Source organism: Natronomonas gomsonensis (assembly GCF_013391635.1).
GTDB classification, from domain to species: domain Archaea; phylum Halobacteriota; class Halobacteria; order Halobacteriales; family Haloarculaceae; genus Natronomonas; species Natronomonas gomsonensis_A.
The window spans coordinates 1,280,173-1,306,833 of sequence record NZ_JACAWU010000001.1 but is presented as its reverse complement, the minus strand read 5'-3'; the positions used below and the strand labels follow the sequence as shown (position 1 = coordinate 1,306,833).

At 66.5% G+C, this 26,661-nt stretch carries 30 protein-coding genes; 20 read left to right on the top strand and 10 right to left on the bottom strand.

The window, feature by feature from the left end:
- Positions 1–4 precede the first annotated feature (4 nt).
- Positions 5–499: a CinA family protein gene (locus HWX69_RS06820; protein WP_178916331.1), complete on the bottom strand. Its 495-nt coding sequence runs from the start codon at positions 497–499 to the stop codon at positions 5–7.
- Positions 500–580: 81 nt separating this feature from the next.
- On the opposite strand from HWX69_RS06820, the gene HWX69_RS06815 reads away from it, so the two are divergent.
- The 3 genes from HWX69_RS06815 (at position 581) to HWX69_RS06805 (ending at position 3,500) form a co-directional block, all read left to right on the top strand.
- Positions 581–1,687: a pyridoxal phosphate-dependent aminotransferase gene (locus tag HWX69_RS06815; RefSeq protein WP_178916330.1), complete on the top strand. Its 1,107-nt coding sequence runs from the start codon at positions 581–583 to the stop codon at positions 1,685–1,687.
- A gap of 173 nt (positions 1,688–1,860) precedes the next feature.
- Complete coding sequence (locus HWX69_RS06810) at positions 1,861–2,763, top strand: rhomboid family intramembrane serine protease (protein WP_178916329.1); 903 nt, start codon at positions 1,861–1,863, stop codon at positions 2,761–2,763.
- Positions 2,760–3,500: an endonuclease V gene (locus tag HWX69_RS06805; RefSeq protein ID WP_178916328.1), complete on the top strand. Its 741-nt coding sequence runs from the start codon at positions 2,760–2,762 to the stop codon at positions 3,498–3,500. Before HWX69_RS06810 ends, HWX69_RS06805 begins: the two co-directional genes overlap by 4 nt.
- 1 nt (position 3,501) lies before the next feature.
- Here HWX69_RS06805 and HWX69_RS06800 read toward each other — a convergent pair whose 3' ends face one another.
- Positions 3,502–4,164, bottom strand: coding sequence for an HAD-IA family hydrolase (locus HWX69_RS06800; protein WP_178916327.1), 663 nt, complete (start codon positions 4,162–4,164; stop codon positions 3,502–3,504).
- A gap of 109 nt (positions 4,165–4,273) precedes the next feature.
- Here HWX69_RS06800 and HWX69_RS06795 point away from each other — a divergent pair, with 109 nt between their 5' ends.
- From HWX69_RS06795 to HWX69_RS06780, 4 genes are read left to right on the top strand one after another with little or no spacing between them, the layout of a single operon-like run.
- A complete protein-coding gene (locus tag HWX69_RS06795) occupies positions 4,274–5,101 on the top strand; it encodes an SDR family oxidoreductase (protein ID WP_178916326.1) in 828 nt (275 codons plus the stop codon).
- Positions 5,098–6,417, top strand: a complete 1,320-nt coding sequence (locus tag HWX69_RS06790; protein WP_178916325.1) for a DUF4147 domain-containing protein — start codon at positions 5,098–5,100, stop codon at positions 6,415–6,417. The genes HWX69_RS06795 and HWX69_RS06790 overlap by 4 nt, the downstream gene beginning before the upstream one ends.
- Positions 6,418–6,424: 7 nt before the next feature.
- On the top strand, positions 6,425–6,595 hold the full coding sequence (locus HWX69_RS06785) for a hypothetical protein (RefSeq protein ID WP_178916324.1): 171 nt from the start codon (positions 6,425–6,427) through the stop codon (positions 6,593–6,595).
- A gap of 36 nt (positions 6,596–6,631) precedes the next feature.
- Positions 6,632–6,790 carry a hypothetical protein gene (locus HWX69_RS06780; RefSeq protein WP_178916323.1) on the top strand — a complete coding sequence of 53 codons (159 nt, stop codon included), beginning with the start codon at positions 6,632–6,634 and terminating at the stop codon, positions 6,788–6,790.
- On the opposite strand, the gene HWX69_RS06775 is transcribed toward HWX69_RS06780, so the two are convergent.
- Positions 6,787–7,878 (bottom strand): ArsA family ATPase, encoded by a 1,092-nt coding sequence (locus HWX69_RS06775; RefSeq protein WP_178916322.1) that lies wholly within the window; start codon positions 7,876–7,878, stop codon positions 6,787–6,789. The two genes, HWX69_RS06780 and HWX69_RS06775, sit on opposite strands and share 4 nt — an antisense overlap.
- Positions 7,879–8,328: 450 nt before the next feature.
- Here HWX69_RS06775 and HWX69_RS06770 point away from each other — a divergent pair, with 450 nt between their 5' ends.
- Genes HWX69_RS06770 through HWX69_RS06760 form a run of 3 tightly spaced genes read left to right on the top strand, consistent with a single transcriptional unit; the run spans position 8,329 to position 10,981 of the window.
- Positions 8,329–8,763: a DUF5788 family protein gene (locus tag HWX69_RS06770; protein WP_178916321.1), complete on the top strand. Its 435-nt coding sequence runs from the start codon at positions 8,329–8,331 to the stop codon at positions 8,761–8,763.
- 2 nt (positions 8,764–8,765) lie between these two features.
- Complete coding sequence (polX, locus tag HWX69_RS06765; RefSeq protein ID WP_178916320.1) at positions 8,766–10,511, top strand: DNA polymerase/3'-5' exonuclease PolX; 1,746 nt, start codon at positions 8,766–8,768, stop codon at positions 10,509–10,511.
- Complete coding sequence (locus tag HWX69_RS06760; protein ID WP_348642989.1) at positions 10,508–10,981, top strand: Mut7-C RNAse domain-containing protein; 474 nt, start codon at positions 10,508–10,510, stop codon at positions 10,979–10,981. The genes polX and HWX69_RS06760 overlap by 4 nt, the downstream gene beginning before the upstream one ends.
- A 6-nt stretch (positions 10,982–10,987) precedes the next feature.
- Here HWX69_RS06760 and HWX69_RS06755 read toward each other — a convergent pair whose 3' ends face one another.
- From HWX69_RS06755 to HWX69_RS06735, 5 genes are all read right to left on the bottom strand, one after another.
- Positions 10,988–11,929 (bottom strand): cell division protein CdpA domain-containing protein, encoded by a 942-nt coding sequence (locus tag HWX69_RS06755; RefSeq protein WP_178916318.1) that lies wholly within the window; start codon positions 11,927–11,929, stop codon positions 10,988–10,990.
- Between the two features lie 94 nt (positions 11,930–12,023).
- Positions 12,024–12,770 (bottom strand): 4-phosphopantoate--beta-alanine ligase, encoded by a 747-nt coding sequence (locus tag HWX69_RS06750; RefSeq protein ID WP_178916317.1) that lies wholly within the window; start codon positions 12,768–12,770, stop codon positions 12,024–12,026.
- Between the two features lie 54 nt (positions 12,771–12,824).
- Positions 12,825–13,403: a hypothetical protein gene (locus HWX69_RS06745; RefSeq protein WP_178916316.1), complete on the bottom strand. Its 579-nt coding sequence runs from the start codon at positions 13,401–13,403 to the stop codon at positions 12,825–12,827.
- Between the two features lie 21 nt (positions 13,404–13,424).
- Positions 13,425–14,759 (bottom strand): hypothetical protein, encoded by a 1,335-nt coding sequence (locus HWX69_RS06740; RefSeq protein WP_178916315.1) that lies wholly within the window; start codon positions 14,757–14,759, stop codon positions 13,425–13,427.
- Positions 14,760–14,868: 109 nt separating this feature from the next.
- Entirely contained in the window at positions 14,869–15,684 is an 816-nt protein-coding gene (locus HWX69_RS06735) for a pantoate kinase (protein WP_178916314.1), read from the bottom strand.
- A gap of 132 nt (positions 15,685–15,816) precedes the next feature.
- Between HWX69_RS06735 and HWX69_RS06730 the strand changes: the two genes are divergently transcribed.
- From HWX69_RS06730 to HWX69_RS06685, 10 genes are all read left to right on the top strand, one after another.
- Entirely contained in the window at positions 15,817–16,893 is a 1,077-nt protein-coding gene (locus HWX69_RS06730) for a monovalent cation/H+ antiporter subunit E (protein ID WP_348642988.1), read from the top strand.
- On the top strand, positions 16,893–17,162 hold the full coding sequence (locus tag HWX69_RS06725; RefSeq protein WP_178916313.1) for a cation:proton antiporter: 270 nt from the start codon (positions 16,893–16,895) through the stop codon (positions 17,160–17,162). The genes HWX69_RS06730 and HWX69_RS06725 overlap by 1 nt, the downstream gene beginning before the upstream one ends.
- Before the next feature lies 1 nt (position 17,163).
- Complete coding sequence (gene mnhG / locus HWX69_RS06720; protein WP_178916312.1) at positions 17,164–17,469, top strand: monovalent cation/H(+) antiporter subunit G; 306 nt, start codon at positions 17,164–17,166, stop codon at positions 17,467–17,469.
- Positions 17,469–18,005 carry a DUF4040 domain-containing protein gene (locus HWX69_RS06715; RefSeq protein WP_178916625.1) on the top strand — a complete coding sequence of 179 codons (537 nt, stop codon included), beginning with the start codon at positions 17,469–17,471 and terminating at the stop codon, positions 18,003–18,005. The genes mnhG and HWX69_RS06715 overlap by 1 nt, the downstream gene beginning before the upstream one ends.
- The gene (locus HWX69_RS06710) at positions 18,002–18,517 is read left to right on the top strand and encodes an MnhB domain-containing protein (RefSeq protein ID WP_178916311.1); all 516 of its coding nucleotides are present in this window, start codon (positions 18,002–18,004) and stop codon (positions 18,515–18,517) included. Before HWX69_RS06715 ends, HWX69_RS06710 begins: the two co-directional genes overlap by 4 nt.
- Positions 18,514–18,876, top strand: a complete 363-nt coding sequence (locus HWX69_RS06705) for a cation:proton antiporter subunit C (protein WP_178916310.1) — start codon at positions 18,514–18,516, stop codon at positions 18,874–18,876. Before HWX69_RS06710 ends, HWX69_RS06705 begins: the two co-directional genes overlap by 4 nt.
- On the top strand, positions 18,869–20,413 hold the full coding sequence (locus tag HWX69_RS06700; protein ID WP_178916309.1) for a monovalent cation/H+ antiporter subunit D family protein: 1,545 nt from the start codon (positions 18,869–18,871) through the stop codon (positions 20,411–20,413). Before HWX69_RS06705 ends, HWX69_RS06700 begins: the two co-directional genes overlap by 8 nt.
- Entirely contained in the window at positions 20,410–22,260 is a 1,851-nt protein-coding gene (locus HWX69_RS06695) for a cation:proton antiporter (RefSeq protein WP_178916308.1), read from the top strand. The genes HWX69_RS06700 and HWX69_RS06695 overlap by 4 nt, the downstream gene beginning before the upstream one ends.
- Entirely contained in the window at positions 22,260–24,062 is a 1,803-nt protein-coding gene (locus tag HWX69_RS06690; RefSeq protein ID WP_178916307.1) for a Na(+)/H(+) antiporter subunit D, read from the top strand. The genes HWX69_RS06695 and HWX69_RS06690 overlap by 1 nt, the downstream gene beginning before the upstream one ends.
- 61 nt (positions 24,063–24,123) lie before the next feature.
- A complete protein-coding gene (locus tag HWX69_RS06685; protein ID WP_178916306.1) occupies positions 24,124–24,426 on the top strand; it encodes a hypothetical protein in 303 nt (100 codons plus the stop codon).
- A gap of 38 nt (positions 24,427–24,464) precedes the next feature.
- Here the strand turns inward: HWX69_RS06685 and aspS are convergent, their stop codons facing one another.
- Positions 24,465–25,766: an aspartate--tRNA(Asn) ligase gene (gene aspS / locus HWX69_RS06680; protein ID WP_178916305.1), complete on the bottom strand. Its 1,302-nt coding sequence runs from the start codon at positions 25,764–25,766 to the stop codon at positions 24,465–24,467.
- Positions 25,767–25,865: 99 nt separating this feature from the next.
- Entirely contained in the window at positions 25,866–26,570 is a 705-nt protein-coding gene (locus HWX69_RS06675) for a sterol carrier protein (protein ID WP_178916304.1), read from the bottom strand.
- Between the last annotated feature and the right edge of the window lie 91 nt (positions 26,571–26,661).

The following is a 26,661-nucleotide window of genomic DNA, read 5'->3' as shown; positions in this document are numbered from 1 at the left end:
AAACCTACTCGCCGACGGCGGCGTCGGCCAAATCCTCCAGTGCCCGTTCCGCGATTTGTCGCTTGATTTCCGTTCGCGTACCGTCGAAGACGTATCGCTCGACGGAACACCACGACTCGCCACTGCCCCACTCGCCGGCGTGGGCGACGCCGATGTACACCGTCCCGACGGGCTTTTCGTCGGTGCCGCCGGTCGGCCCGGCGATACCGGTGGTAGCGACGCCCCACGTCACGCCCGCGCCGTCGCGGATGCCACGGGCCATCTGTTCGGCGACCGGTTCGCTGACCGCCCCTTCGCTGTCGAGAATCTCTCGCGGGACGCCCAACTCCTCCAGTTTCGCGTCGTAGGTGTAGGTGACGACCGACCTATCGAAGTAGTCACTCGACCCGGGGACATCGGTCAGCAACGAGCCGATGAGGCCGCCGGTACAGGATTCGGCCGTGGCGACGTACTCGCCGCGCTCCCGGAGAATCTCTCCGATGCGTTCCTCGATTTCCATACCCGACTCCTCGCGGCGAGCGGACTTGAAACGGCCGGTGGAAAGCGACAAACCGACGTAGCCGCCGTCCACAGCAGGGGTATGGACGACTACGAGCGGCCGCTGTTCTTCCATCTCATGGAGTACGCGGCCGAAGCGGACCGCGATGTCGTCGACATGGTGTCCGGCAACCCCGACTGGGAGGCCCCCGAGGCGCTTCGGGAGGGCCTCCGGGAGTACGCCGACGCGCCGGTCGACGACTTCCAGTACCCGCCGAGCGAGGGCCTCACCGAACTTCGTGAGGAAATCGCGGCGCGGCGTGGTGTCGACGTCGACCGCGTCATCATCACGAACGGCGCCGGCGAAGCGAACTACCTCGCGATGGCGGCCGCGCTAGAGGCACTGGACGGCGACGAGGTACTGCTGGCCGACCCCGTCTACCCCTACTACCACAAACGAACCGAGATGCTCGACGGGACTCCGCGGTTCGTCGCCGCCGACCACGACGGCACCCTCGACGCCGAAGCGGTTCGAGCGAACGCGAGCGACGACACCGCCGCCATCGTCGTCAACTCACCGAACAACCCCACCGGCGGAGTGTACGGACGGGAGACGAAACGCCAACTGGTCGACATCGCCGAGGAGTGCGACGCCCTGCTCGTCTCCGATGAGGTGTACGACCACTTCGTCTACGACGAGGGGCGTTTCGCCTCGGTCTTGGAGTTCGATTCGGAGAACAGCGTCGTCACCAACGCCTTCTCGAAGTCGATGGCGATTACGGGCTTTCGCGTCGGCTACGCCGTCTTTCCCGAGTGGCTGATGGACGCGGTTCGGACTCGACACATGCTCGTCAACGTCGCCGGCTCTCGACCCGCCCAGTACGCGGTGCTGAAGGCGCTCCGGGAGACGCCGGCGGAGTACTACGAGCAGAACAGACGGATGCTCGAAGAGCGCATCGACTCCTTCTGTGCGGCCTTAGAGGAGGCCGGCGCCGAGTACACACGCCCGCGCGGGAGTTTCTACGTGATGGCGCGCTTCGACGGCTATCCGGGGACGCTGTCGAACGTCGAGCGACTCATCGACGAGGCTGGCGTCGCGGGGATGCCGGGCGACGCCTTCGGCGAGTCCCGAGCGGAGTGGCTCCGCTTTGCGCTCGTGACGCCTCGGGCGGAGGAGGCGGCCCGACGGCTGGCGGAGTACTTCGCATAGCGCGGCCCCCGCGGGCGTAGTCGGACTCACGGACCGCCGGAATCCGCGGTCGCTCGGCGCGACGGCGTCCACGCCGTCTGGTCCCGTCCCGACGTATAAACCCTCGCAGGAGACGGCCGTGTCGGATGGGCAACATCCAAACGACTTTGCCCGCCGACCGGCTAACCCGGGTAATGGCGAACTGCGACGTGTGCGGCAAACACGTAAACATGCCGTACAACTGCCGGCACTGTGGCGGGACCTACTGTAGCGAACACCGGCTCCCGGAGAACCACAACTGCCCCGGCTTGGAGAGTTGGAACGACCCGCAGAACGTCTTCGACAGCGGGTTCGACGACTCGGTGAACAACAGCGGCGGGACGGCCTCGAACACGCTCGAAAAAATCGGCCTCGACACCGGTGCCGGCGGGCCGCTCGGCTACTTCCGGAACAACGTCTCGTATCTGTTCCTCGCGCTCACGGTCATCGTCTTCGCGGTGCAGTACCTCCTCGCGCCGCTGTTTGGGGTGAGGGCCTACTCTCAGGAGTGGTACAGCATCTTCACTCTCACCACAGCAAACCCCGAGTACGTCTGGACCTGGGTCATCTCGGTGTTCTCCCACGGCGGGCCGACGCACCTGCTGTTCAACGGCATCGTGCTGTACTTCTTCGGCCCCATCGTCGAGCGTCAAATCGGCTCGAAGAAGTTCACCATCCTCTTTCTCGTCAGCGGGATGGCCGCCGGCCTCGGACAGGTCGGCGTCGGACTGCTCACCAGCGAGCAGGTCGCCGTCCTCGGTGCTTCCGGCGCGTTGATGGCGCTTTTGGGCGTGCTGGCGATGACCTCGCCGGACCTGAAGGTGCTTTTGTTCTTCTTCATCCCCGTCTCGATGCGGACGCTCGCGTTCCTGTACGCCATCGGGTCGGTCGTCTTCTTCGTCGCCGACGGCGGCCCCCTCAGCGGCGTCGCCCACTTCGCACACCTCACCGGACTCGTCATCGGTCTGTGGTACGGCAACCGCATCAAACACGAGGTCGGACGCGGCCCGGGACAACTGAACATCGGCCCCGGTCGCGGTGGCGGCGGCCTCCGATGAACGTCGTCGAAGAGCGGTTCCTCCCCGACCCGTCGCTGTCCCGCGAGGCGATGGAAGCCCTCCAGCGAGACATCGCCGAGGCGGCCGTCTTCGAGGACGACATCGACTTCGACCCCGAAGACATCGCGTCGGGCGAGGCCCTCGTCGCCGGCGTCGACCAGGCGTTCCTCGACGACCGGGCCGTCTCGGCGGTGGTCGTCCTGCGCGGCGACGAGGTGGTGGAACGGGCCAGCGCCGTCACGCCGCTGTCGATTCCCTACATTCCGGGCCTGCTCGCCTTCCGTGAGGGCGACCCCATCGTCGCGGCCCTGGAGACCCTCGATTGCGACCCGGACCTGCTCGTCTTCGACGGAAGCGGTCGCATCCACTTCAGAGAGGCCGGCATCGCCACCCACGTCGGCGTGCTGTTCGATACGCCAGCGGTGGGCGTCGCGAAGAACCTCCTGTGTGGCGAACCGCGACAGTCCGTCGACTCGCTGCTCGAGGGCGCCCGCGTCGCAATCGAAGCCGACGACTCGATGCCGGACACGCCGGCCGGCGAGACGGTCGGCTACGCCTACCAGAGCCGGCAGTACCCGGGCTCCACGAACATCAATCCGCTGTACGTCTCCTCGGGGCATCGACTGTCGGCGAAGACGGCCGTCGACTGCGTGGCCGCCTGCGGCGGCGCGTACAAACTCCCCGAACCGACGCGGCTCGCCGACGCCTACGCCGATGAACTGAAAAAGACGGTCTAAGCTAGAAGTCGAGTAACTCCGCGATGCCGTGGAGCGTTTCGAGTTCGTACGTCGGGTCCACCGAGAGGTCGACGTTCCGGCAGTGTGGACGCCGCAGGAACGCCGAATCGAGGCCTGCTCGGTGGGCCGCGAGTACGTCGCTTTCGCTGTCGCCGACGTACAGCGCCGACGCGCCTCCGAGGTCATCGAGGGCGCGCTCGACGTAGTGGGTGTTCGGCTTCTTCAGGTCGAGGCTCTCGACGGTCTTCTCGCGGCCGTAATAGGTGTCGAAGGTGTCGCCGAACTCGAAGAACTCCAGTACGAACTCGATGGTGCTGTGGTGGTTGTTGCTCACGACGCCACGCGGGAGGGGAATCTCGGAAACGGCAGCGGTGTCGTCGTAGCGGTCGCGGTCGCCGGCTCTGAACGCGTCGAACTGCGATTGCTCGTCGTGGTGTTCGCGAGCGTCCCAGAGGGCGGCCGGGTCGATATCGTAGGCCGCTCCGATGTCGTCGAGAGTCTCGCTGGTGACGCCGCTCGTGAGGGCTTGGACGTGTTCGGCCTCGGGGTCGTCGACGCCGACCGACTGGAAGGCTCGCCGGATGGCCGCCGTCTGCGTCTCGGCGCCCGGCGGTTCGACCAACACGCCGTCGCTGTCGAAGAGGACCGCATCGTAGTCGGGCACTATCTCGTGGTTCTGCAAGCGAGCGGTTGGGCGTTTCGGTCTCCGAGCGGCCTGTGACACCCTTCGCCAGTATATCAACGACTAACTACCGCCCCGCCGAGCGAACCGTATGAGCAATCGGACGGTTCTCATCACCGGCTGTTCGTCCGGCATCGGTCGAGCGACGGCGTACGCCTTCCTCGACGAGGAGTGGCAGGTGTACGCGACGGCACGGAACCCCGCCGACATCCAGAAGCTGGGCGAGGCGGGTTGTGACATCGGCACCATCGACGTGACCGACCCCGAGGACTGCGAGCGCGTCGTCGACCGCATCATCGAGGAGGAGGGTCGCATCGACTCGCTCGTCAACAACGCGGGCTACGGCCAACACGGCCCGATAGAGGACATCGGCGACGACCTCTTCGCGAAACAGTTCGAGGTGAACGTCTTCGGTCCCCACCGACTCGTCCGTGAAGTGCTGCCGCACATGCGCGAGCGAGAGGAGGGCACCATCGTCAACGTCTCTTCGGTCGCCGGCCGACTGGCCACGCCGGGGATGGGTCCGTACTCGGCGTCGAAACACGCCATGGAGGGGTACAGCGACGCCCTCCGCCTGGAAGTCGAACCCTTCGGCATCGACGTGAGCGTCGTCCAACCCGGCCCCGTGAAGACGAGTTTCCGCGAGCGCGTCGGCGACGAACTCGGGCGTCTCGACCGCACGGAGGCCTACGCAGACCTCTATGAGTTCCAAGAGGACGCCTCGCTGTTCGGCGCCGACAGCCCCATCGCGGTCCACCCCGCCGAAGTCGCCGAAGCCATCGTCGAGGCGTCGGTGACGCCGGACCCCGAACCGCGCTACGTCGTCGGCCGTGTCGCCCAACTGCTGATTTACGCCAGCTACCTACCCGACCGCGTCAGCGACCGCGTCTTCGAGGCCATTCGGAAGTACACGTCGTGACCTTCGCCGACCCGCCGACCGACTCCCCCGCCCACGAACTCGCCGTCGACTGTCTGACGGCCGGCATCGAGGCGTCGCTGCCGGCCCGTGCCGTCGAGCGACACTGCCGACTCAACGGCGAGATACTCACCATCCGCGATGCCACGTACGACCTCTCGGCGTACGACGAGGTTCTCGTTCTCGGCGGCGGGAAGGGCAGCGACCACCTCGCGGCCGCACTGGAGGCGTTTTTGGGCGAGAAACTGACCAGCGGCGTCGTCGTCACGAACGACCGGACCGCCGACACCGAGCGCGTGACCGTCCTGGAAGGCGAACACCCGACGCCGGGAGAGGGAAGCGTCGCGGGCGCCTCCGCCGTCCTGGAGCGTGCGGCAGACGCCACCGACCGGACGCTCGTACTCGCGACGATAGCCGGCGGCGGAAGCGCGTTGCTGTGTGCACCCGCCGAGGGACTCACCGTCGACGACATTCGGACAGTCACCGAGGGGTTGCTCGATGCCGGCGCATCCATCGACGAAGTAAACACGGTGAGACGCGCCTGCTCGCGAATCAAGGGCGGCGGTCTCGCGGCCGCTGCCGCCCCGGCCACCGTCGTCGGTGTACTGGTCAGCGACGTGGTCGGCGACGACCCGGCGGTTATCGCCAGCGGCCCGACGGTTCCGACCGAAACCGACCCCGAGGCTGCCCTCGCGGTGCTGGAGCGATACGGTGTCGACAGCGACGTTCGCGCGTGGCTTGCGGACGCAGCGCCGACGAAAGCGGCCGATGCCGCTGTAGAGAACCACATCATTGCCTCGGGTCGAGACGCCGTCGATGCCGCCCGCGACGTTGCCCGCGAGGCCGACTACGAAACCATTGTCCTCTCGACGCGAATCGAAGGGGAGGCCAGCGAAGCGGGGCGGTTCCACGCCGCTATCGCCGCGGAAGCCGCCGATTCGGGAAATCCCGTCGAACCGCCGGCCGTACTGCTGTCGGGTGGCGAGACGACGGTCACCGTCACCGGCGACGGCGATGGCGGGCCGAACTGCGAGTTCGCACTCGCCGGGGCCGTCGACCTTCCGCCGGGCGCCGTGCTCGCGGCAGTCGACACCGACGGCGGTGACGGCAGCACCGACGCCGCGGGCGCGGTGGTCGACGCATCGACGGTCACCGACCCGAGGACTGCATACGATGTGCTCGAAAACAACGACAGTTACGGCTACCTCGACGACCACGGGGCGCTGCTCAGATGCGGCGCGACCGGGACGAACGTAAACGACCTCCGAGTTGTGGTAATTCCGGCTGGCCGACATAGTTTTGCCGGTGGCCGGAGTTAGGCTATGCGTGGAACCCCGCTACGTCGCCGTCATCGGAATGCACGTCGTCGTCGCCCTCGCGTTCGTCGCCCTCGCGGTTCGGAACGCCTTCCACGGTGACATCGTCAACGCCACGCTACAGGGCGTCATCGGGGCGTTGGTGCTGGTCCTCGGCGTCGGTATCACCCGAATCGCGTAGCGACGCTGCTTTGTCCGTTCGCTTCGAGTCCCGACCATGGACCGAGGGACGCTCCTGAGAATCGGCGGTCTCGTGGTCGGCTTCTTCCTGCTCGGACAGGCGGCACGGGCCGTCGCCGACGGAGAACTCGTCCTCGCCGCCCTCGGCGCCGTCATCGGCATCGCCGTCCTCCTGACGGCGTTTCAATTCGACTAATCGAGACACGAACCGACGACGCCCAGCATCGCCTCGCCCTGCACCGCCTCGGCGAACAGCGGCACCCGTTTCACGTCCCGTCCGCGGAACAGTTCCTGCGCCCGCTGGAGTGCCGACCGCTGGACCTCCCAGCGCCGCCGACAGAACTCACAGTGTTCGGTGTCGGGCGCGACGAACCACTCCTCATCGAAGCCCGCAACGTCGGTCAAATCCTCGCTCACCCGGTTGACGACGACCGTCCCGACCGGAATCCCGAACCCCTCCAAGCGATCGATGAGCCGTTCGCTCTCGACGACGCTCATCTCCTCGGGCACCATCACGACCCGGAAGTCGGTTCGAGAGGGGTCCCGAAGCGCGGTCCGGAGGCGCTCGATTTTCGACGACAGCTCCCGTAAATCGTCGACGCCCTCCTCCATTCCCTCGTCGCTCCCGCCGCCGAACAGGCCGCCGAGGCTACCCGCCATCCCCGACAGTTTCTCCCGGAAGGCGAGCAGCCGTCCGACCATCGAATCCATCACGTCAGGGAGTTCGAGCAGCCGCAGGGTGTGTCCCGTCGGCGCCGTGTCGACGACGACCCGTTCGAATCGCGGGTCGTCAAGGTATTCGAGGAGTAGTTGCATCGCCGCCGCCTCGTCGGCCCCCGGCATCGCACCGCCGGCAAGCGGGTGGTCGCCGCCGCCGAGCATCCCTTCGAGACCACCGAGACCCCCCATCGCACCGTCCGTGCCGCCGGCAGCGCCAGCGTCGAACTCCGCCTCCGCTTGGCCCTCCTCGTCGGTGACGAACGGCCCCTCAGAGGCCGCCTCGGGGTCGATTTCGACCGCGTACAGCGGGATATCGTCTTTGATTCGTGTCGGCTCCGAACCGATCTCGGTGTTCAGCGTATCCGAAAGCGAGTGGGCGGGGTCCGTCGAGACCACCAGCGTCGCCGTCCCGTCGCGGGCACTCGCCAGCCCCGTCGCCGCCGCACACGTCGTCTTGCCGACGCCGCCCTTCCCGCCGTAGAGGACGTACTCCGGGGCGTCGACGCCGACCGGTAACTCGGATTCGTCGACCGACTCGACCGGCTCGACGGTGAGTTCGCTCATACCGCCGGTCGGCACTCGTCGCTTGTGTACCCGTCGATACTACGGGAAGTATGTCGTTGTCGTGAGGACCGAGCGTGGGAACGAGGACAGCACGACCACGAAAGCCCTCGGCACGCGGGCGGTCGCTGCTCGGGATACCCTCACTTCGTTCGGGTAGTGCCCGAGCAGCGACGCTCCTTCGGCGCCACCGTGCCTCGCCCTTTCAGTCCACCAAGGATGTCGCTGTTCGACCCGCTGTAGCCCTGCCCTTCCCCGGGTTGCGCGGGCCGACGGCCCGCGAACCTACATCGCGGCGCGTAGCGCCGCGCATGTCGCGCGGTCGGCCAAGGCCGACACGCGCTCCCGGCCGAGGGCGTCGGAGATATTGTTCGCACCGCAGTAATCAGAAACTCAACGACTACACCCGGCATCAGCGATTGTTATTTGCCCCTCCAACCCCCACGTCGAGGCGTGCAGGAGTACGAGCGGAAACAGCTCCTCGAACGCATCGGCCGCGAGAGCGCGACGCTCGGCGTCGACATCCCCGAGCGAATCGACGTGCAGGGCGAGGAGGTCGAACTGCAGTCGTTCGTCTTCGAAATCAAGCGGCTGGATTCGGTGCCGCCCGGCGAGCGCGACCGCGTCGAGCAGGCAAAGCGGAACCTCCGACGGGAGCGCCTCGAACGGAAGGACCGAATCGAGGAGGGCGAAATCAGTTTCGAGTCGGGCGAGGAGTTGGCCGACGCCATCATCGGCATCGACCGGGCACTTGAGGCCCTAGAGAACCTCAACGCGGGAAGCGTCGAAGCCGAGGCGAAGCGACAGGAGGCCGCCGACACGAAACGGTGGATGGACTTCCTGAAGCAGGCGATGGGCCGCGACGACGACGGACCGGCGGTACGATAACCATGAGCAGGAACGCCGAAATCGCGGCGCTGTTGGAGGAGTTCGCCGACCACCTCGAGGCCCGCGACATCGACTACAAGCCGAACAGCTACCGGCGGGCCGCCGACAGCGTCCGGGGCCACACCGTCGCCGTCGAAACGCTCCGCGAGAAGGGCGGCGAGGAAGCCATCAAGGAAATCGAAGATGTCGGCGACGCCATCGCCTCGAAAATCGTCGAGTATCTCGACACCGGCGAAATCGAGGAATTGGAGGGACTCAGGGAGGGCTTGCCGGTCGAGATGGACGCGCTCACCGCCGTCGAGGGCGTCGGCCCCAAGACCGTCGAGGCGCTGTACGACGCCCTCGGCGTGGAGACCCTAGAGGACCTCGAAGCCGCCGCCGAGGCCGGCGAGATACGCGAGGTGAAAGGGTTCGGCGCCAAGACCGAGGAGAACATCCTCGAGGCGATTCCGTTCGCTCGGGAGTCCAGAGCGCGAAGCCTGCTGGGGGAGGCCCGTCCCGTCGCCGACCGGGTGTTGGCGTTCTTCGAGAGCCTCGATGCCGTCGAGCGCGTCGACGTGGCGGGGTCGCTGCGACGCTGGCGGCCCACAATCGGCGATATCGACGTCCTCGTCGGCAGCGACGACGCCGACGCGGTCGTCGAGGCCTTCGAGTCGTGGGAGGAAGCCGGCACGGTCATCGAGGCCGGCACGAGCAAGGCCTCAGTCCGGAAGAACGGCATGCGAGTCGATTTACGCGTCGTCGTCGATGCGGAGTTCGGCGCCGCCCTCCAGTACTTCACCGGCAGCAAGGACCACAACGTCGCCGTCCGGAACCGCGCCATCGAGATGGGATTGAAGGTCAACGAATACGGCGTCTTCGACATCAGTAGTGTCGAAGACCCGGATTCGGGCCAGCGTGTCGGCGAACGCGTCGCCGGCAAAACCGAAGAAGGCGTCTACGACGCACTCGACATGGCGTGGATGGCCCCCGAGTTGCGGGAGAACCGCGGGGAAGTCGCCGCCGCAGCGGCCGGCGAGTTGCCCGACCTCCTCACGGTCGACGACGTTCGCGGCGACCTCCACCTCCACACGGAGTACTCCGACGGCCAGACGACCATCGAGGCGATGGCCGAGGCCGCCGCCGACTTCGGCCACGACTACATCTCGATTGCCGACCACGCCACCGGCCCGGGGATGGTCGGCGGTGTCGGCCTGACCGACGAGGAACTGCGGGCGCAAATCGAGGAGATCCGCGCCGTCGACGACGCCATCGATATCGACGTCTTCGCCGGGGTCGAGGCCAACATCGGCGCCGACGGTAGTGTCTCGGTCGGCGAGGACGTCCTCGCCGAGTTGGACTGCGTCGTCGCCTCGCCACACAGCGACCTCGACGGCGACGGCACCGACCGTATCGTCGCCGCCATCGAACACCCCGAAGTCGACATCGTCGGCCACCCCACGGGCCGGTTGTTGAACCAACGGCCGGGATTGGACCTCGACATCGAGCGTGTCGCCGAAGCCGCCGCCGACAGCGGGACTGCCCTCGAAATCAACGCCGACCCACGCCGTCTCGACCTCCGCTCCAGTAACGTCAAAGTCGCAATCGAGGCGGGGGCGACAATCGCCATCGACACCGACGCCCACCGCCCCGGCGCCTACGACTCGATTCGCTACGGCGTTCACACGGCCCGGCGCGGATGGGCCGAAGCCGACGACGTACTCAACACCCGAGACGCCGACGGCATTCGGGAGTTCCTGGGGCTGTGACCGGGCGAGATTCGGGGTTTCATCCCGAAACGGACCGGCTGTTGCTCGACGTGATGCTCGGCAAACTCACCGTGTATCTCCGACTGTGCGGCTACGATGCCGTCTACGCCGGTGATCGCGGCGTCGAGGCCGACGACCGCATCCTCGATATCGCCGCCGAGGAAAACAGGACGCTTCTCACTCGGGACGTCTCACTGGCTGGGCAGGCCGAGTCCTCGATACTCCTGACGAAACGCGATATCGAGGACCAACTGGCCGAGCTACGCGAGGCGGGCGTCGAGTTGGCCGTCGCCGAGGTGCCCACGCGGTGTGGTCGGTGTAACGGTTCGCTTGTCCCGGTCGAGGACGACGAGACGACGCCCGGATACGCGCCCGACCCCCAAGAAACCGACTGCTGGCGCTGTCAGGACTGCGGGCAACTGTTCTGGAAGGGGAGCCACTGGAAGCGGATGAAAGAAGTAATCGGATAAGTCGACTCAGTTGTTCGGCGTCCACTGCTCGCAGGCGTCCATGTCGTCCATCTGCTCGCTGTGGAGGCCACAGTACGGTACCATACCGTCGTCGGTACGGACGTACCGGAAGTGCTTGCAGTTGCCGCAGTAGGTGTCGCCGACAGGTGCCGAGGGTTCGTCGTCGAGGAACTCGGCGTCGTCGGTCGTCGGTGGCGTTCCGACGGAGTCGGTCGTCGTCGACCCGCCATCGGTCACACCGGCACTCGAACCGCCGAAGCCGTCGCTTCGCGACCGCGAGGTGGTTTTATTCGCGTGGGTCACCGTCGCGCCGTCGTCGTGGGTCGTGCTGCCGGTGGACTCCGAACCGTGATTCGTCTGGGTTTCGACGTTGCCGTCGGGCGTGCCGCCGAGCAGGCCGATACCGCCGAGCGTTCCCTTCAGGCGGTCGTTGGACACCTCGACGACTTTCGTCTCGCCCTCCTTCGTGATCTCGAGTTTGACGGTGCCGCCGGGGTCGTTGCGCGCCTTGAAGTTCGCGACGGCGGTGAACAGACACCACGAGGTGACCAGCGTACCGAAGAAGTACACCGCGGCGACGACGAGCGTCATCGACGTGTCCCCGGAGCCGCCGACCCAATCGACGGGGTAGGCGCCGTTGAACAGGACGACGCCGGCGGCGCTGACGGCCGCTCCGGCGAAGGCCGCGACGCGAACCTTCCGCGAGGACCGCGGCAGGACGGTCATGGTTCCGAGCAGCACCGCCGGCAGCCCGAGGCCGCCGAGAATGCCGGCGACCCGCCGGGCTTCGAACATATCGAAGCCGAAACGGCTGCCGACACCGGTGGCTGCGATGACGATACCAGCAACGAGTAGGACCGCGCCGACCCCGAACAGCGCGACACCGGCGTACAGCCGCCGGAGGCCGGCCCCGTTGCCTCCCTTGTAGACCTCCGTGAGGCTAGCCATGGGAATGTCTAGAGTCTCCTGACACAAAACACTACGTCAGACGCACGCACGACACGTGTCGATTCGCTGGGTAGAACGGCTCTCGCCTCGATTCCTACTCGTCGAGACTTCGAATCCGTTGCTCCGCCGCTTCGAGTGCCGCCCCACTGTCGAAGTCCTCGATGATAGCGTCGAGTTCGCCCTCGCTCGCATCCGAGAGGTCACGAGCGTGGGCTGTGATGTTCGGCACGGCGCGGATGAGATTGTCGATGATGGGAACCGTCGCCGACTTGGCCGACCGCGACATCGGGTTGAGGTCGACGACGAGTTCGGTCTTGCCCATCTCGGCGAGCGCCTCCGCACGGTCGCCGTCCTCCAGCGGGACGAGAACCACGTCGGCGCTGCCGATGCCGTCGGCGTCGACCTTCGCCCGCTCGTGGTCCAGACCGGGAATCCGACCGTCGGCCGTCAACCCCAGCACTTCCTCGGCGCCGTGTTCGCGGAGGTACTCCGCGATGTTCTCCATCCGCTCTTCGGTTCGGTTGAACAGGTTCACTTCCAGAGCCGCACCCGTCGCTTCGGCGAGTTCGACCATCTCGCCGGGGGCCAGCGCTGCGACGTTGCCGTTGATAGAGAGGACGGCGTGGTCAGCGCGCAGTAGATGGGCAGCGGCGACGCGTTCGGCCGCGTCGGCGCTGGGAATCGTCTCCTCGCCGAGGAGGTAGTCGAAGGCCTCGCCGCGACCCTGTGCGATGAGTCCCTGTCTGGACGTGATGCCGAGGTCGACCCCCTCCTCGATACGGTGTCGCGTCAAAAGCGACTCGTATCGGGGGTGTGACTCCGGAATCTCCGGACCGGTCATGGGAATTGGTGGGCGACGGGCCGATAAAAGACTCCCGCTCGGCGGTGCTCGGGACTACACGCCGCCGAACACCCAGAGGGCGACGGACGGCGACAGCGCGAGGAGGCCACCGAGGACGACCGTCGTTGCGACCGTCCGCCAGTCGAAGGTCCCCTCGCCGTCGTAGCGCCACAGTTGGAGGCCGACGAAGACGCTCGCGACGACGACTCCGCCGACGATTAACAGCGACGGCAGGGGGGACGGGGAGGAACCGCTCGACACCGCGAAGTCGGCGCCGAGACCGACGCCACCGACGACGGCCGACGCGAGGACGTAGGCGATACCCGCGACGACGTGGCGGACGGCAGCCGTCATCGAAGGCGAGTCGTCCTCGGCCGGAAGCGTCGTCGGCGAGGCGAAGGTCCCGAAGCCCAGGTACAACAGCGGCAGCGTCCCGACGGCGACGACGACGGCGTACGGGAACACCGACGAGACGGCGAGGATGAACACCGCGGTCGCGATTGCGTACGTTCTGAACGTCACCTCGCCCAACACCAGCGGCGGGACGAACACCAGCGTTGCCACGACGAGGACGAACAGCGAAACGGGAACCGAGACCGGTCGGAACCGGTCGGCGGAAGCCTGGAGGGACATCGATTCGCGTTTCGGACCCGATTACAAATGTCTTCTGTCGTCACCGGTGGTGTCTCGCACCGTCGCGCGCAACTGCTCACAGAAGCGGTCCGCGAACGACTCGGCGGCCGCGGCGTCGAACCCCGAGCGGATGTACCGGAACCCGAGGTGGAGTCTGTTCCCGACGGTCGCGACGCCGATACTGACCGGTGTCGGCGGCCAACAGGGCGGCGTAAACCACAACTGCTCGAACGTCCCCTCGGGCAGCGCCGGCAGTTCCGGAATCCGACCGAGGTTCGACAGCACAGCCGTATCCAGCAGGCGCTCGCCGGGGCCATCGAGCAGTCGGGGGAGTCGCTTTCGGACCGAAAGCGGCAGCGTCGCCGAGGCGAGGTGCCACCATTCGAGGAACCCCAGCGGTCGGTCGCTCCGTTTGGTGTGACGCGTCTGTTCGGTCACTTGCGAGAGGGTCCTCGCCACGTTCCGACGATGCGAGGCGTCGGTGGTGACGCTGTCGAAGAGGGTGTACAGTCCGACGCCGTCGTAGAACCGGTCCCGAGGCCGGGCGTTCACCGGCATCATGAGGCCGATTTTTCCGAGATCGTCGGGAGCGGAAGCGTTCCATCGGTCGATGGTGAGGTGCAGGGCCGCGAGGAGCAGGTCATTGACCGTGGATTCCTCCGGCCCCCCGCCGATGAGACGGCCGGTCAGGTCGGCATCGAGGTGTCGGTGGGCGAATCGCCACTCGACGGAACTCGAATCCCCCGCGGAGAGCCTCGCAGGTGGGTCGAAGAGGTATCTGAGTCGCCGGGCGGCCGCACCCATCGACCGAAGGCGGCGCGTCGGGTCGGTGGGCCGAATCGTTCGTATCATCTCCCGGGGCGACTTCTCGACGGGGTGCGGGGTCGGGTCGTCACCGCGATACGCGACGAGCAGCGCGTACAGCACTCGGAGTGCGCCGACGCCGTCCATCGAGACGTGGCTGGCACAGACACAGAGCCGGTCGCCCCCGTCGGTGCCACCGCCGCGAACCACGAGCAACCGGAGGGGAGACTCCGTCTGGAGGTCGAACCGCTGGCCGTAGAACCGCCGTCGGAGTTCACCGAGGTCGGCGTCGTCCGAGTCGACGGTTTCGAGGGGAACGTCAGCGGGCCCGTCGGGAATCACCCAGGCGTAGTCCGTTGGACCGCTGGCGTCCCGACGGCGGCGACCCTTCACTATCGGGTAGGCTTCGCAGGCCTGTCCGGCGGCCGTCGCGAGCCGTTCGGCGTCGAGTGTCGCCGTCGTCGTGGCTTCGGCCTGTATGTTCAACGGCGTGTAGGCTCGCTCGATGTGGAAGACGGCTTCCTGTAATCGAGTGAACGGAACCCGTCTCACGAGTCGCCCTCTCGCATGTGCGTACCGACGGGCGGTAGCGTCAAAAGCATCGGCCCGTCCACCGACCGCAACGGCTGTCGGGAGACTGGAGGTGGCCGTCGCGTACCCGTTACCGAACGTGTGCGCCCGGCAGACACACCTCACATCGCTCGGCGTCGTAGCCTGCATCCGAAAGGCCGGTGTCGAGTGCGAACACCGTCTCCCCGAGCATCGCCATCGAGGCGTCGCCGCCGGCCTCCGAAACGTCGCGAATCGCCTCTTCGAGGCGGGGCGTCAGGAAGTTCGCCTCGCGTGCGAAGCGACGCGAGGCGGCCATCATCGTCTCCAGCGTCGGTTCGGCGACGAGTTGCGACAGCGCCTGCTTGCCCGCCGCGGACAGCTCCTCGGTGTCGCCGCCGAGGACGTCTTCGGTCGACAGTTCACCGAAGGTGAGGTACTCGATTCGCCGGCGGTCGGGGATGCCGTCCATGGCGCCGTGAGCCGGCGCGCCCGGTTCCAGTCGAACCGGGAACCCGCCACGAGCCTGTCCGACCACGTCGCCGAGTCCCGTCCCGGCCTGTACCTCCGCGCCGTGGGCGATGGTGACGAGTTCGTTCTCCGAGAGTTGGCGGTCGAACACCCGGTTGGCGACGAATGCGGTACCGAGGGCGAGCGCGCCGGAGACCCCGAATCCAGAACCGAGCGGGAGGTCGGTTTCGGCGACGACGCGGGCGTTGGCACGGAGGGCACCCAGCACCCGGTCGACGGCCTCGATTTCGAGTTCCTCACCGTTGAGTTCGAGCCCGTCACCGGCTTCGAGTCGCACGGTCACGCCGTCGGCGAGGGCGACGCCCGCTCCTCGGGAGCCGGCTTTCGTCGGGTCGTCGTCCGGGTGGGCACTGAAAAAGGCGGTCACGTGGCCCGGAACGAACGCCGCGTCTGTCATGAGATGGCTTCCGTGACGCGCCGTTTTAAGACTTGCTCGACGGATTTCGGCACGCGCTGTCGTCGGAAACCGCCGACCGGAAGAACAACCGTTTTGGTGTGGCTGCCAGAACACCCAACACAGTGACTAGCCGTGCCTGAGGAGCCACCAGACCAACCCGTCGACGAGGCGATTCTCGTTCCGGTCGGCGAGTCCGTCACGCTGCGGAACACCGTCGCCTACGCGGTCCGCGAAGCGCTCGCGGCCTCGGGCGAGATACACTTCGTCGCACCGCTGGCATCCAGCGCCATCGGCGACACCAGCGCCGACGGGAAAGCCGAACTCGAGGAACTGCTCGAACGGGCGACCGTCTGGGCGGAGGAAGACGCCGACGACGAGGCGTCCAATCTCCAAATCGAGACGGCCATCGTCGGCGCCGACGAGTACCTCTTCGGCCCCGACGATTACGCTCGCGTTCTCGCCGACTACGCCCGAAGCCACGGCGTCGAGCGCGTCGTCGTCGACCCGGAGTACAGCCCGGGCGGCAACGTCCCTCTGTTGCGTCCGATGGAGGTCGCCCTCGTCGAGGCGGGACTGACAGTCGAGGAAGCGCCGGTCGACCGACCGACCCGCCGCGGTCAACTCCTCCGACGCGGTGGCCTGCTGCAGTTCGCCACGCTGTTCGGCGTCTCGTTTCTGTTCTATCAACTCCTCAGCGGACTCACCCTCTCGCAATTCGACCTCGTTACCGGCGTCATCTCGGCGACGGTCGTTGCCGCGCTGCTACACCGCATCGCCTTCAGCGACCGGATGCGCCTCGGCGTCATCGCCAAACGGCTCGTTCGACTCGCCATCTTCGTCCCGTATCTGGTCTACGAAATCGTCGTATCGAACCTCCTCGTGGCGTACGTCGTCCTGCATCCGAAGATGCCAATCGAACCACGGACGGTCGAGGTTCGCTCGGCCGTCTGGGGTGGGATGCCGGTGACGACGCTGGCAAACAGCATCACGCTCACGCCGGGGACGCTCACCGTCCGGGTCCGCGGACAGGACTTCATGGTCCACTCGCTCATCCCGGCCGCCCGAGAGGGACTGTTCGACGGGTCCCTCGAACGGGCGGTTCGGTTCGTCTTTTACGGCCGGGGCGCCGCCGGCATCTCGACGCCGCGGGAGCGCGACGACTGCCGAATACTCGACACGGTCACCGAGAACGGAGGTGAGGAGGACTGATGGTCAACGACATCCTCCTCGGCGCCGCCGCGGTGTTCGTCGTCCTCGTAATCGCGGTGCTGTATCGAGCCGTTCGTGGACCGACGATGCAGGACCGCGTGCTCGCGGTGAACGTCATCGGGACGAACACCGTCGTCATTCTCGCGCTGTTGTCGGCCGCCCTGGACGTACCGTACTTCCTCGACATCGCACTGGTGTACGCGCTGTTGAACTTCCTGATGGCCGTCGCCATCTCGAAGTTCACCGTCGAGCGCGGAGGGGTGATGTGACGTGACGCCGACCGAAATCGCCGTCATCATCTTCCTCGGCGGCGGTCTGTTCTTCACGCTCGTCGCCGCAGTCGGCGTCATCCGCCTGCCGGACATCTACTCCCGCGCCCACACCGCCAGTCAGGCCGACACCCTCGGTGCGGGCCTGACGCTCGTCGCCGTCGCACTCACGCTCGGACTGGAGATATCGACCCTCAAGACCGTGCTCCTGTTGGTGTTCATCTTCATCACGAACCCGACGGCCGCACACGCGGTCGCCCGCGCCGCACACGAACAGGACATCGAACCCTGGAGGGAAGACCGATGATGGAGTACGTCGCCTACGCGTTGGTCATATTCGTCATCCTGACGGGCGTCGCGACGGCGCTGCTGCGGGACGTGCTCGCTGCCATCATCGTCTTCGCCGCCTACAGCCTCGGGATGGCGCTGCTGTACACCCTGCTGTTGGCGCCGGACGTTGGACTCACCGAAGCCGTCATCGGCGCCGGCGTGACGACCATCCTGTTGCTTCTGACCATCGTGAAGACGGTGCGACCGGGTGGCGAACGGACCTTCGAACGCCTCGACCCGCGAGCAGCGCTTGCCTGCGGCGCTCTCGCCGTCGTCTTCGGATTGACGCTGCCCGACCTGCCGGCCGTCGGCGACCCGAACTCGCCGATTCTCAGTTACGATGCGGTCACCGGCCACTACCTCACACAGTCGTACGCCGAAACTGGCGTCGAGAACACCGTCACCGCCGTGCTGGCGGCCTACCGTGGATTCGACACGTTCGGCGAAGCGACCGTCGTCTTCGCCGCCGGGGTGGCGGTTCTCGTCGTCCTGCAACGGGAGGTGTTCACATGAGCGACGCGGACAACGAGACGGCGCCGGAGTCTGGGGCGAACGGCGACGCCGATGCCGAGGAATCGATCGTGGCGCCGCAGCGTGCCTACACCGAAAGCGAGGTCATCATGAGCACCGTCCGCGTCGTGACGCCGTTCGTGCTCACGTTCGGGCTGTACATCACCTTCCACGGCGCCGATTCGCCGGGTGGCGGCTTCCAAGGCGGCGCGCTGATCGGCGTCGTCGTGTTGATGCTCGCCTTCGCCTTCGGCATCGACCCGACTCGGCGGTGGCTCGGCACGAAGGCGGTGACGCTCGTCGCGAGTCTCGGGTTGCTCATCTTCGCCGCCATCGGACTTGGAAGCGTCGTCCTGGGCGGTGCGTTCCTCGAATACGGGCTGTACCCGCTGGAGGACGCTGCCAAATACGGCATCGAAGCCGTCGAAATCGGCGGCATCGCACTCATCGTCGCCGGCGTCATCATGGGGCTGTTCTTCCTGACGGCCGCCGGCCCCGGAGGTGACGTGGAATGATAGAGTTACTCGCCACTCGGTGGGCCTACGCGGCGTTCATCCTGCTGATGGTCACCGGGATTTACATGATGATAGCCAACGCCAACCTCGTCAAGAAGGTCATCGGGCTGAACCTGTTTCAGAGCGCTGTCTTCCTGTTTTTCATCGCCTCGGCGTACGTCGTCGACGGCTCGGTTCCCATCGTTCCCTCGGAGGGAGGCGGCGGCCCCTACGTCAGCCCGTTGCCGCACGTCATCGTCCTGACCGCCATCGTCGTCGGCGTCAGCCTCACCGCCGTCGCCTTGGCGCTCATCGTCCGCATCTACGGGGAGTACGGCACCCTCGACGAGGCCGTCCTCCGGGAGGTGTCCGATGACTGATATCGTCCTCCCGCTGCTCATCGCGGTGCCCATCGTCGCGGCCGTCGCGCCGCTACTCCTGAGCCTCTGGAGTACCGAAACCGGCTGGCCCGTCGCAACCGTCGCCGCCCTCATCGAGACCGGACTGGCCGCCATACTGCTTCGGTCGGTGTACCTCGACGGACGTCTCGTCCACGAGGTCGGCGGCTACCCCGCACCGTACGGCATCGAGTTGGTCGGTGACGGCCTCTCGGCGCCCATCGTCGCGCTGGTCGCCGTCGTCTCGCTCGGCGTCGTCGCCTTCGCCCGCAGCGCCGGCCCGCGGCGCAACAGTTTCTACAGCGCCTACCTGCTGTGTGTCGGTGGCCTGATGGGCATCTCGATTACCGGCGACCTGTTCAACATGTTCGTGTTCCTCGAAATCACGGGGTTGGCGACGTACGCACTCGTCGCCGCCGACCGGTCCGGTGAGTCGGCCATCGCGGCGCTGAAGTACCTGCTGTTGGGAACGACCGGCGCCTCGCTGTTCCTCATCGGCGTCGGCTACGCGCTCATCGCGACCGGGACGCTCAACATGGTCGACCTCTCGGCGCAACTCGCGGACATTTACACCACACCCGGTGGCTCTCGCGTGGTCCTCGCCTCGTTCGGCTTCATCGCCGTCGGACTGGCGCTGAAAGCCGCCATCTTCCCGCTGCACACGTGGCAACCGGACGCCTACACCTACGCGCCGGATACGGTGACCGTGTTCATCGCTGCGTTGGCGTCAACGGTGTACGCCTACGCCCTCGGTCGGGTCGTACTGACGGTGTTCACCGTCGACTTCTTCGATGCCGTCCCCCTCGCACAGGACGGCTTGCTCGCGCTGGCGACGGTCAGCATCCTCGCAGGCAGCGCCCTCGCGGCCGTCCAATCGGAGGTCAAGCGGATGTTCGCCTACTCCTCGGTCGCACAGTTCGGTCTCGTCGTCGCCGCCTTCGCACTTGCGACGCCGGATTCCGTCCTCGGCGGCGTCATCCACCTCGTCGGCCACGGACTGATGAAGGGCGGCCTCTTCGCTGCGGCCGCCATCCTCGCGGCCCGACACGGTGCCCGGACCGTCGACGACTACGCCCGCCTCGGCTACCGCTCGCCGGTCGTCGCGGCCGCACTGGGCGTCCTCGGGTTCGCGCTCGTCGGCGTTCCGCCATCCATCGGCTTCCTCGGGAAGTGGTACGTCGCCCTGGGCGCGGTGCGTGCGGAAGCGTGGCCCGTCGCGGTCGTCGTCTTCCTCAGCACGCTGTTCACGCTGGTGTACGTCGCCCGACTGCTCGAACGACTGTACTTCGCCGACCCCGGTAGCGCACCGACGCCGGCGCCGGGTGACACCGAAGCGGTCGCCGACGGCGGCGACGAGTCCGAGGAGGACCGAATCGACAGCCGCGCCCCCGAGGCCGTCTCGGTCGGCATGGTCGCGGTCGTCGTCCTCACCGCCCTCGTCGTCGTCGCCCTCGGCTTCGCGACGAGTGGCTTCGAAACGCTTCTCGAACCCGTTCTCTCGGAGGTGTTCTCCCAATGACTGAAGTCGTAGACCCACGGCCCATCGCGGCCGTCCTGATATCCGTCGTCGGAACGTTCGCCATCCTCGCGGCGCATCGTCGCCCCAACGTCCGGGAAGGCGTGACGCTCGCCGTCGCGTTGGGGAAGTTCGGCATCATCGCCAGCATGGTTCCCGGCGTCCTCGCCGGCGACGTCTACGTCTGGTCGCTGGGTTCGTTCGTCATCGACATTCCCTTCGAGTTGCGTGCGGACGCGCTCGGACTGCTGTTCGGGACGCTCGCGAGTCTGCTGTGGATAATCACGTCGCTGTACAGCATCGGCTACATGCGCGGGTTGGGCGAACACAGCCAGACGCGGTACTTCGCGTCGTTCGCGATGAGCCTCAGTGCCGCCGTCGGCATCGCCTTCGCCTCGAACCTGCTCGTGTTGTTCGTCTTCTACGAAGTGCTGACCGCGGCGACGTACCCGCTCGTCGCCCACGACGAGACCGAGGAGGCACGCAAAGCCGGCCGAAAATACCTCGCCTACACCTTCGGCGGCGGCGTCGCCGTGTTGGCCGGGACGGCCGCCGTCTACTGGCTGGCCGGCACTGTCGCGTTCACGCCGGGCGGCATCGACGCACTCGCGACCGCCGACCCGACGTTCGCACGCGGCGCCTTCGCCCTGCTCGCGGCCGGGTTCGGCGTCAAGGCCGGCCTCATGCCACTGCACTCCTGGCTCCCCGACGCGATGGTCGCACCGACGCCCGTCTCCGGACTGCTCCACGCCGTCGCCGTCGTCAAATCCGGCGTCTTCGGCATCTCCCGGGTCGTCTTGGACGTGTACGGCCCCGAAGCCGTCGCCGACCTCGGCGTGGGACTCGCGTTGGGGTCGGTCGCCGCCATCACGCTGGTGGCGGCGAGCGTCATCGCCCTCCGGAAGGACAACCTCAAGCGAAGACTGGCGTACTCGACGGTGAGCCAACTTTCCTACATCGTACTCGGACTGTCGATACTCCACCCGGACGCAATCACCGGCGGTCTGCTGCACATCCCCGCCCACGCCTTCATGAAACTCACCCTGTTCTTCTGTGCGGGCATCATCCACGTCGAGACGCACACCGACGACATCAGCGACATGGCCGGCATCGGCAAACGGATGCCGCTGACGATGGCGGCTTTCGCCGTCGCCGCCGCCGGCATGGCCGGCATCCCGCTGGTGGCCGGCTTCGTCAGCAAGTTCTACCTACTCGTCGGCACCGTCTCCGTCGGCAACTACGTCTTCGCGGGTGCGCTGTTGCTTTCGGGAGTCCTCAACATCGCGTACTTCTGGCCGGTCGTCTATCAGGCATTCTTCGAGAGCGAGGACGCCCACGACGCCAAGCCGCTCGTCGAGAATCCCCTCGGCGGCACGGAACGCGCCTCGCTGGCCCGGCCGGACGGCGGCCGCCCGGAGGACGAGGACGACGAGGCGGAAGACGACCTGGACGTCGACCCCGAGGAACTCGGTCGACCTGACTTCAGCGGGACGGAGAAACGAGATTACAGCGAACCCGCACCGCTCGTCGACGGCGAGTACGCTGTCGACCAGAATCCCAGCGACCACACCGTCGACGAGGGGGACGAAGGCGACGACGCTGACGACCACACCCCTGAGGACCACCACGGCACCGAGGACCATCACGACGAACACCACCACGGCGGCCCGCCGCCGAGCGGGTGGACTCGGAGCGGTTGGTTCGGCGGCGAGAGCACGTGGTTCATGCTCGGCCCCATCCTCGCGGCGATGACGGGGTCGGTCGTCCTCGGCCTCGTTCCGCACGCGGCGGTGTTCCTGCGACTCATCGACGGCATCGTCTCGGCGGTACTCGCGGGGGTGACGCTCTAATGATAGAGAGTATCCCGCCGTTCGTTCCGGTCCTCATCGCGGCCGCAATCGCCGCCGTCGCGCCACGAAAAGTCGGCCACGCGGTCGGCTTCCTCGCCACCGCCGGCGTCGCAGTCGGCGCCCTGCTGGTGCCCGACGGCACGCTCATCGCGGGGCAGTTGTTCGGCTTCGAGACGGTGCTGTATCAGGTCGACGACTTCTCGCGACTGATGGGCCTCATCTTCGGTCTCATCGGCGCCGCGGCAGTGCTGTATTCGTATTCGAGCGAGGCAGACGGTAAACAGACCGCCGCCGCCCTCGGCTACGTCGGCACGAGTCTCGGCGCCGTCTTCGCCGGCGATTGGCTGACGCTCGTGTTCTTCTGGGAGTTGATGGCCGTCACCAGCACGCTGTTAGTGTGGCACTACGGCGGCCGCGCCGTCCGGACTGGCTTCCGGTACGCGTTGGCCCATGGCATCGGCGGCACGATAGTGCTCGGCGCCGTCGTCTGGCAGTACGTCGAGGTTGGCTCGTTCCTCTTCAGTGCGGCGACGGGCGTCGTCGGCCCCGTCGCGCCAATCCTGATGGCCGTCGGCATCGGCGTCAACGTCGGTTTCATCGGCCTGCACACGTGGCTCCCGGACACCTATCCCAGCCCTCACATCGCCGCCAGCGTCTTCCTCTGTGTGTACACGACGAAGACCGGCGTCTACGCGATGTTCCGGGCGTTCCCCGAGGGCCACCTCTGGATCGCCTACATGGGCGGGGCGATGGCCGTCTTCGGCGCGTCGATGGCGCTGTTACAGGAGGACATGCGCCGACTCCTGTCGTATCACATCATCTCGCAGGTCGGCTACATGGTCGCCGGCGTCGGCATCACCTCGGAGTTGGCGACCGCCGGCGCCTTCGGCCACATCTTCAACCACATCCTCTACAAGGCGCTGCTGTTCATGTCCATCGGCGTCGTCATCTACCGGACCGGCATCGAGGACATCACCGAGGTCGGCGGCCTCTGGAAGGTGATGCCCGTCACGTTCATCTCGTATCTGTTCGGCGCGGCGGCCATCTCGGGGGTTCCGGGCTTCAACGGCTTCGTCAGCAAGGGTATCGTCATCGCCGAGGCCCACTACAGCATGGACACCTTCGTCATCGGCTCGAAGAGCATGTTCCTCGGCGGCGAGGACCTGCTGTGGTGGATGCTCATCATCGGTGGCGTCGGGACGTTCATGTCGTTCATCAAGTTGGGCTACTACGTCTTCTTCCACGGCCCGGCGAATATCGACCCCGACGACGCGAAGGTCGGACAGGCCGCCCCGATGCTGGCGGTCGGGAGCCTCTGTCTCGCCTTCGGGCTGCTGCCCGGCGTCCTCTTCGAACTCCTGCCGTACACCGACGTGGTGACCGCGGAGTACACCACCTACACCGTCGACCACGTCGTCGAGGGCGTCGTTCTGGGCGTCGCCGGCTTCGTCGGCTTCTTCTCGCTGAAGAACGTCCTCTCGCGGCTGACGTGGATTCCAGATGTCGACCGCGTGCTCAATCCCGCCGTCTTCTACGGCGGCCGGGCGCTCGTCGTCGCCGTCACCGAGACGTGGGCGGCCGTCGACCGCGTCGCCGTCGCCGCCGCAAGCGGGGCGCTCCGCGTCGGCAGCGACCCACAGCACTTCGCCTACACGACGGCGAAGCGACTGCCAGGCATCGAAGCCGATACCCGGCCGAACGGCGGCCGTCCGGAAACCATCGACCTTCAGGTGTCGATGGGAACCAGCGTCTTCCTCATCGTGATGACGCTGCTCGGCGCGCTCGCGGTGCTGTTGCTGTAGTCGTCGAGGGCGGCCCCGCCGATACCCAGTTATTTACCCGTTCCAGCAGATACGCAGACCGATGCCCTCCAGAATCGAAGCCGTCCTGTTCAGCGAGCCGTCCGGGCGATGGAGTGCCGCGGTCATGTTCGCCGGGTCGTTGCTCTTTCTGAGTAGCTACGTGTACTTCGGGGTACTCGGCGATTCATCGACGGCACACGAGCTCTTCTTTGCGGTCGGGTTGGCGCTGTCGGGAATCGCCGAATCCCTTCCATCGGAGCGACGGCGGACGGCAGGCGGCTTTCGAATCGCGGCGATGTTCGTGTTCGTGACGCTACTCGGTCTCCTCGTCTTCGCTCCGGAGTTCATCGTCGGCTCACGGTAGGTGCGAAAAAGCGGTGTGTTCGACAGACGCGCCGTCGTCTACGGGCTCAGACGTTGGCGATCTCGCGGGAAGAGTACGGCCTCTCGAATGTTCGAGAGGTCCAGCATCGTCATGATGAGTCGCTCGGCGCCGAGCCCCCAGCCGGCGTGGGGCGGCATGCCGTAGTCGAACATCTTCGTGTAGTACTCGAAGGCCTCGGGGTCGAGCCCCTGCTGTTCGAACCCTTCGATGAGGTGGTCACGGCGGTGTTCACGCTGGCCGCCGGAGACGAGTTCCATCCGCGGGTGCATCATGTCGAAGCCCGTCGACAACTCGCCGTCGTCGTGGTCCATGATGTAGAACGGCTTGATTTCGGCGGGCCAGTCGGTGATGAAGTAGTGGCCGCCGACGTCGTCGCCGAGCGCCTTCTCGCCCTCGGTGGGGAGGTCGTCGCCCCACACCAACTGCTCGTCGAGTTCCCCGGTGGCGTTGATGCGCTCGATTGCCTCCTCGTAGCTCAGGCGGGGGAACGGCGTCTCCGGCGGCTCGAACTCCGCTTCGAGGTCGAGCGCTTCGAGTTGCCGCTGGCAGTTCTTCGCGACAGCCTCGTAGGCGGCGACGACGACGGACTCACAGACGTCCATCGCGTCGGTGTGGTCACAGAAAGCGCCCTCGAAGTCGATGGAGGTCGCCTCGTTGAGGTGTCGGGGCGTGTTGTGTTCCTCGGCGCGGAAGATGGGGCCGATTTCGAAGACGCGTTCGAGGTTCGAGCCGGCGACGAGCTGTTTGAACAGCTGTGGGCTCTGGTTCATGAACGCCTCCTGCCCGAAGTAGGTGATGGGGAACAGCTCGGTGCCGCCCTCCGTGCCCGTCGCGACGATTTTCGGCGTGTTGATTTCGGTGGCGTCGGCCTCGCGGAACGCCTCCCGGACCGCACGCATGACCTCGGCGCGAATCTCGAAGATGGCCTGTCCCTCCTCGCGGCGGAGGTCGAGCGTCCGGTTGTCGAGGCGCGTGGACAGTTCGGCATCGACCTTTCCGGATGGGTCGAGCGGCAGTTCCGTATCGGCCTCCGAGATTACCTCGACCGATTCGGGCGTGACCTCGACGCCGGTCGGCGCGCGAGGCTCTTCCTCGACGCTCCCGGTCACCGAGACGACCGACTCACGGGAGGCGCCGAGCCCCGTCTCGACTAGCTCCTCGTCCATCTCGTCTTTCTCGAACTTCACCTGAATCCGGCCGGAGGTATCGCGCAGAATGAGGAACGCGATGCCACCGAGGTCCCGAATTTCGTGGACCCAGCCGGCGACAGTGACCTCATCGCCGGGCTCGGCGTCCGCCGTGTACGTACGGTTCTCCATACCCGCGAGTGGGGCGGCCGACCCTTTAAGTCCCACTTTTCGACTCGCCCACGGAACGAGCCGTCCAGTGGGTCGGTCACAATCCGGACGACCCCGTATCTACAGCAGGTTCAGCGTCCGGGAGACCTGCCGTTCGGCGGTTCGCTGGATGAACGCCGGCTGTCGGACGGCCTCGTCGACGAGCGCCGTCGCCGGCGACGAACGGTCCCCCTCGAAGAGATGAGTCGTCTCCACGTCGGCAGCGATGTGACCGAGCAGTTGGAACATCGCCGAGTACCGCACCTGCCGGACGTGGTTGCCGGTCACGTCGAGGTCGCCGGTCAGAAGCGCCGACGCGACCGGGCGGCCGTCGACGATTTGCCGCCACGTGCTGTAAGGTGCGCTGACCTCGAATCCGACGTCGTGTTCTTCGGGACTGTCGACGACCTCGACGCCGGTGCAGTCACCACCCTCCAAACCGATGTAGGCATAAAGCGTGCCGTCGGTGACGTTCTCTTCGAGTTGATACAGCAGTTCCTGCACCTGTGCGGGCAACGACGGCCGCAGCGCCTCGCCGAACGTCTCCGGAGCGTCCGCGAGCGTCACGTCACCGATTCCCTCGCGTACGTCCTCCGGAATGCCGGCGAGAGCCTGTTCGGGGAGTTCAGCGAGCGTCGTCTCTTCGAGTGGTAACTCGGAGATGACGAGCATGATGTCACCGTTGAAGCCGCGACCCCAGTTACCAGCGAGTTCATCGAGGGCATCGCTCTCGTCGAGCAGGCGTCCGTACTCGTCCAACCACTGTTCCGTGGGATACAGAGTCATGACCAACAGTACCACATACACGTTCACCTACATAATAAATACACGGTTATACCGAGGCGTGAGCCACAAACGTCGAGCGAAGCCGTCCCGT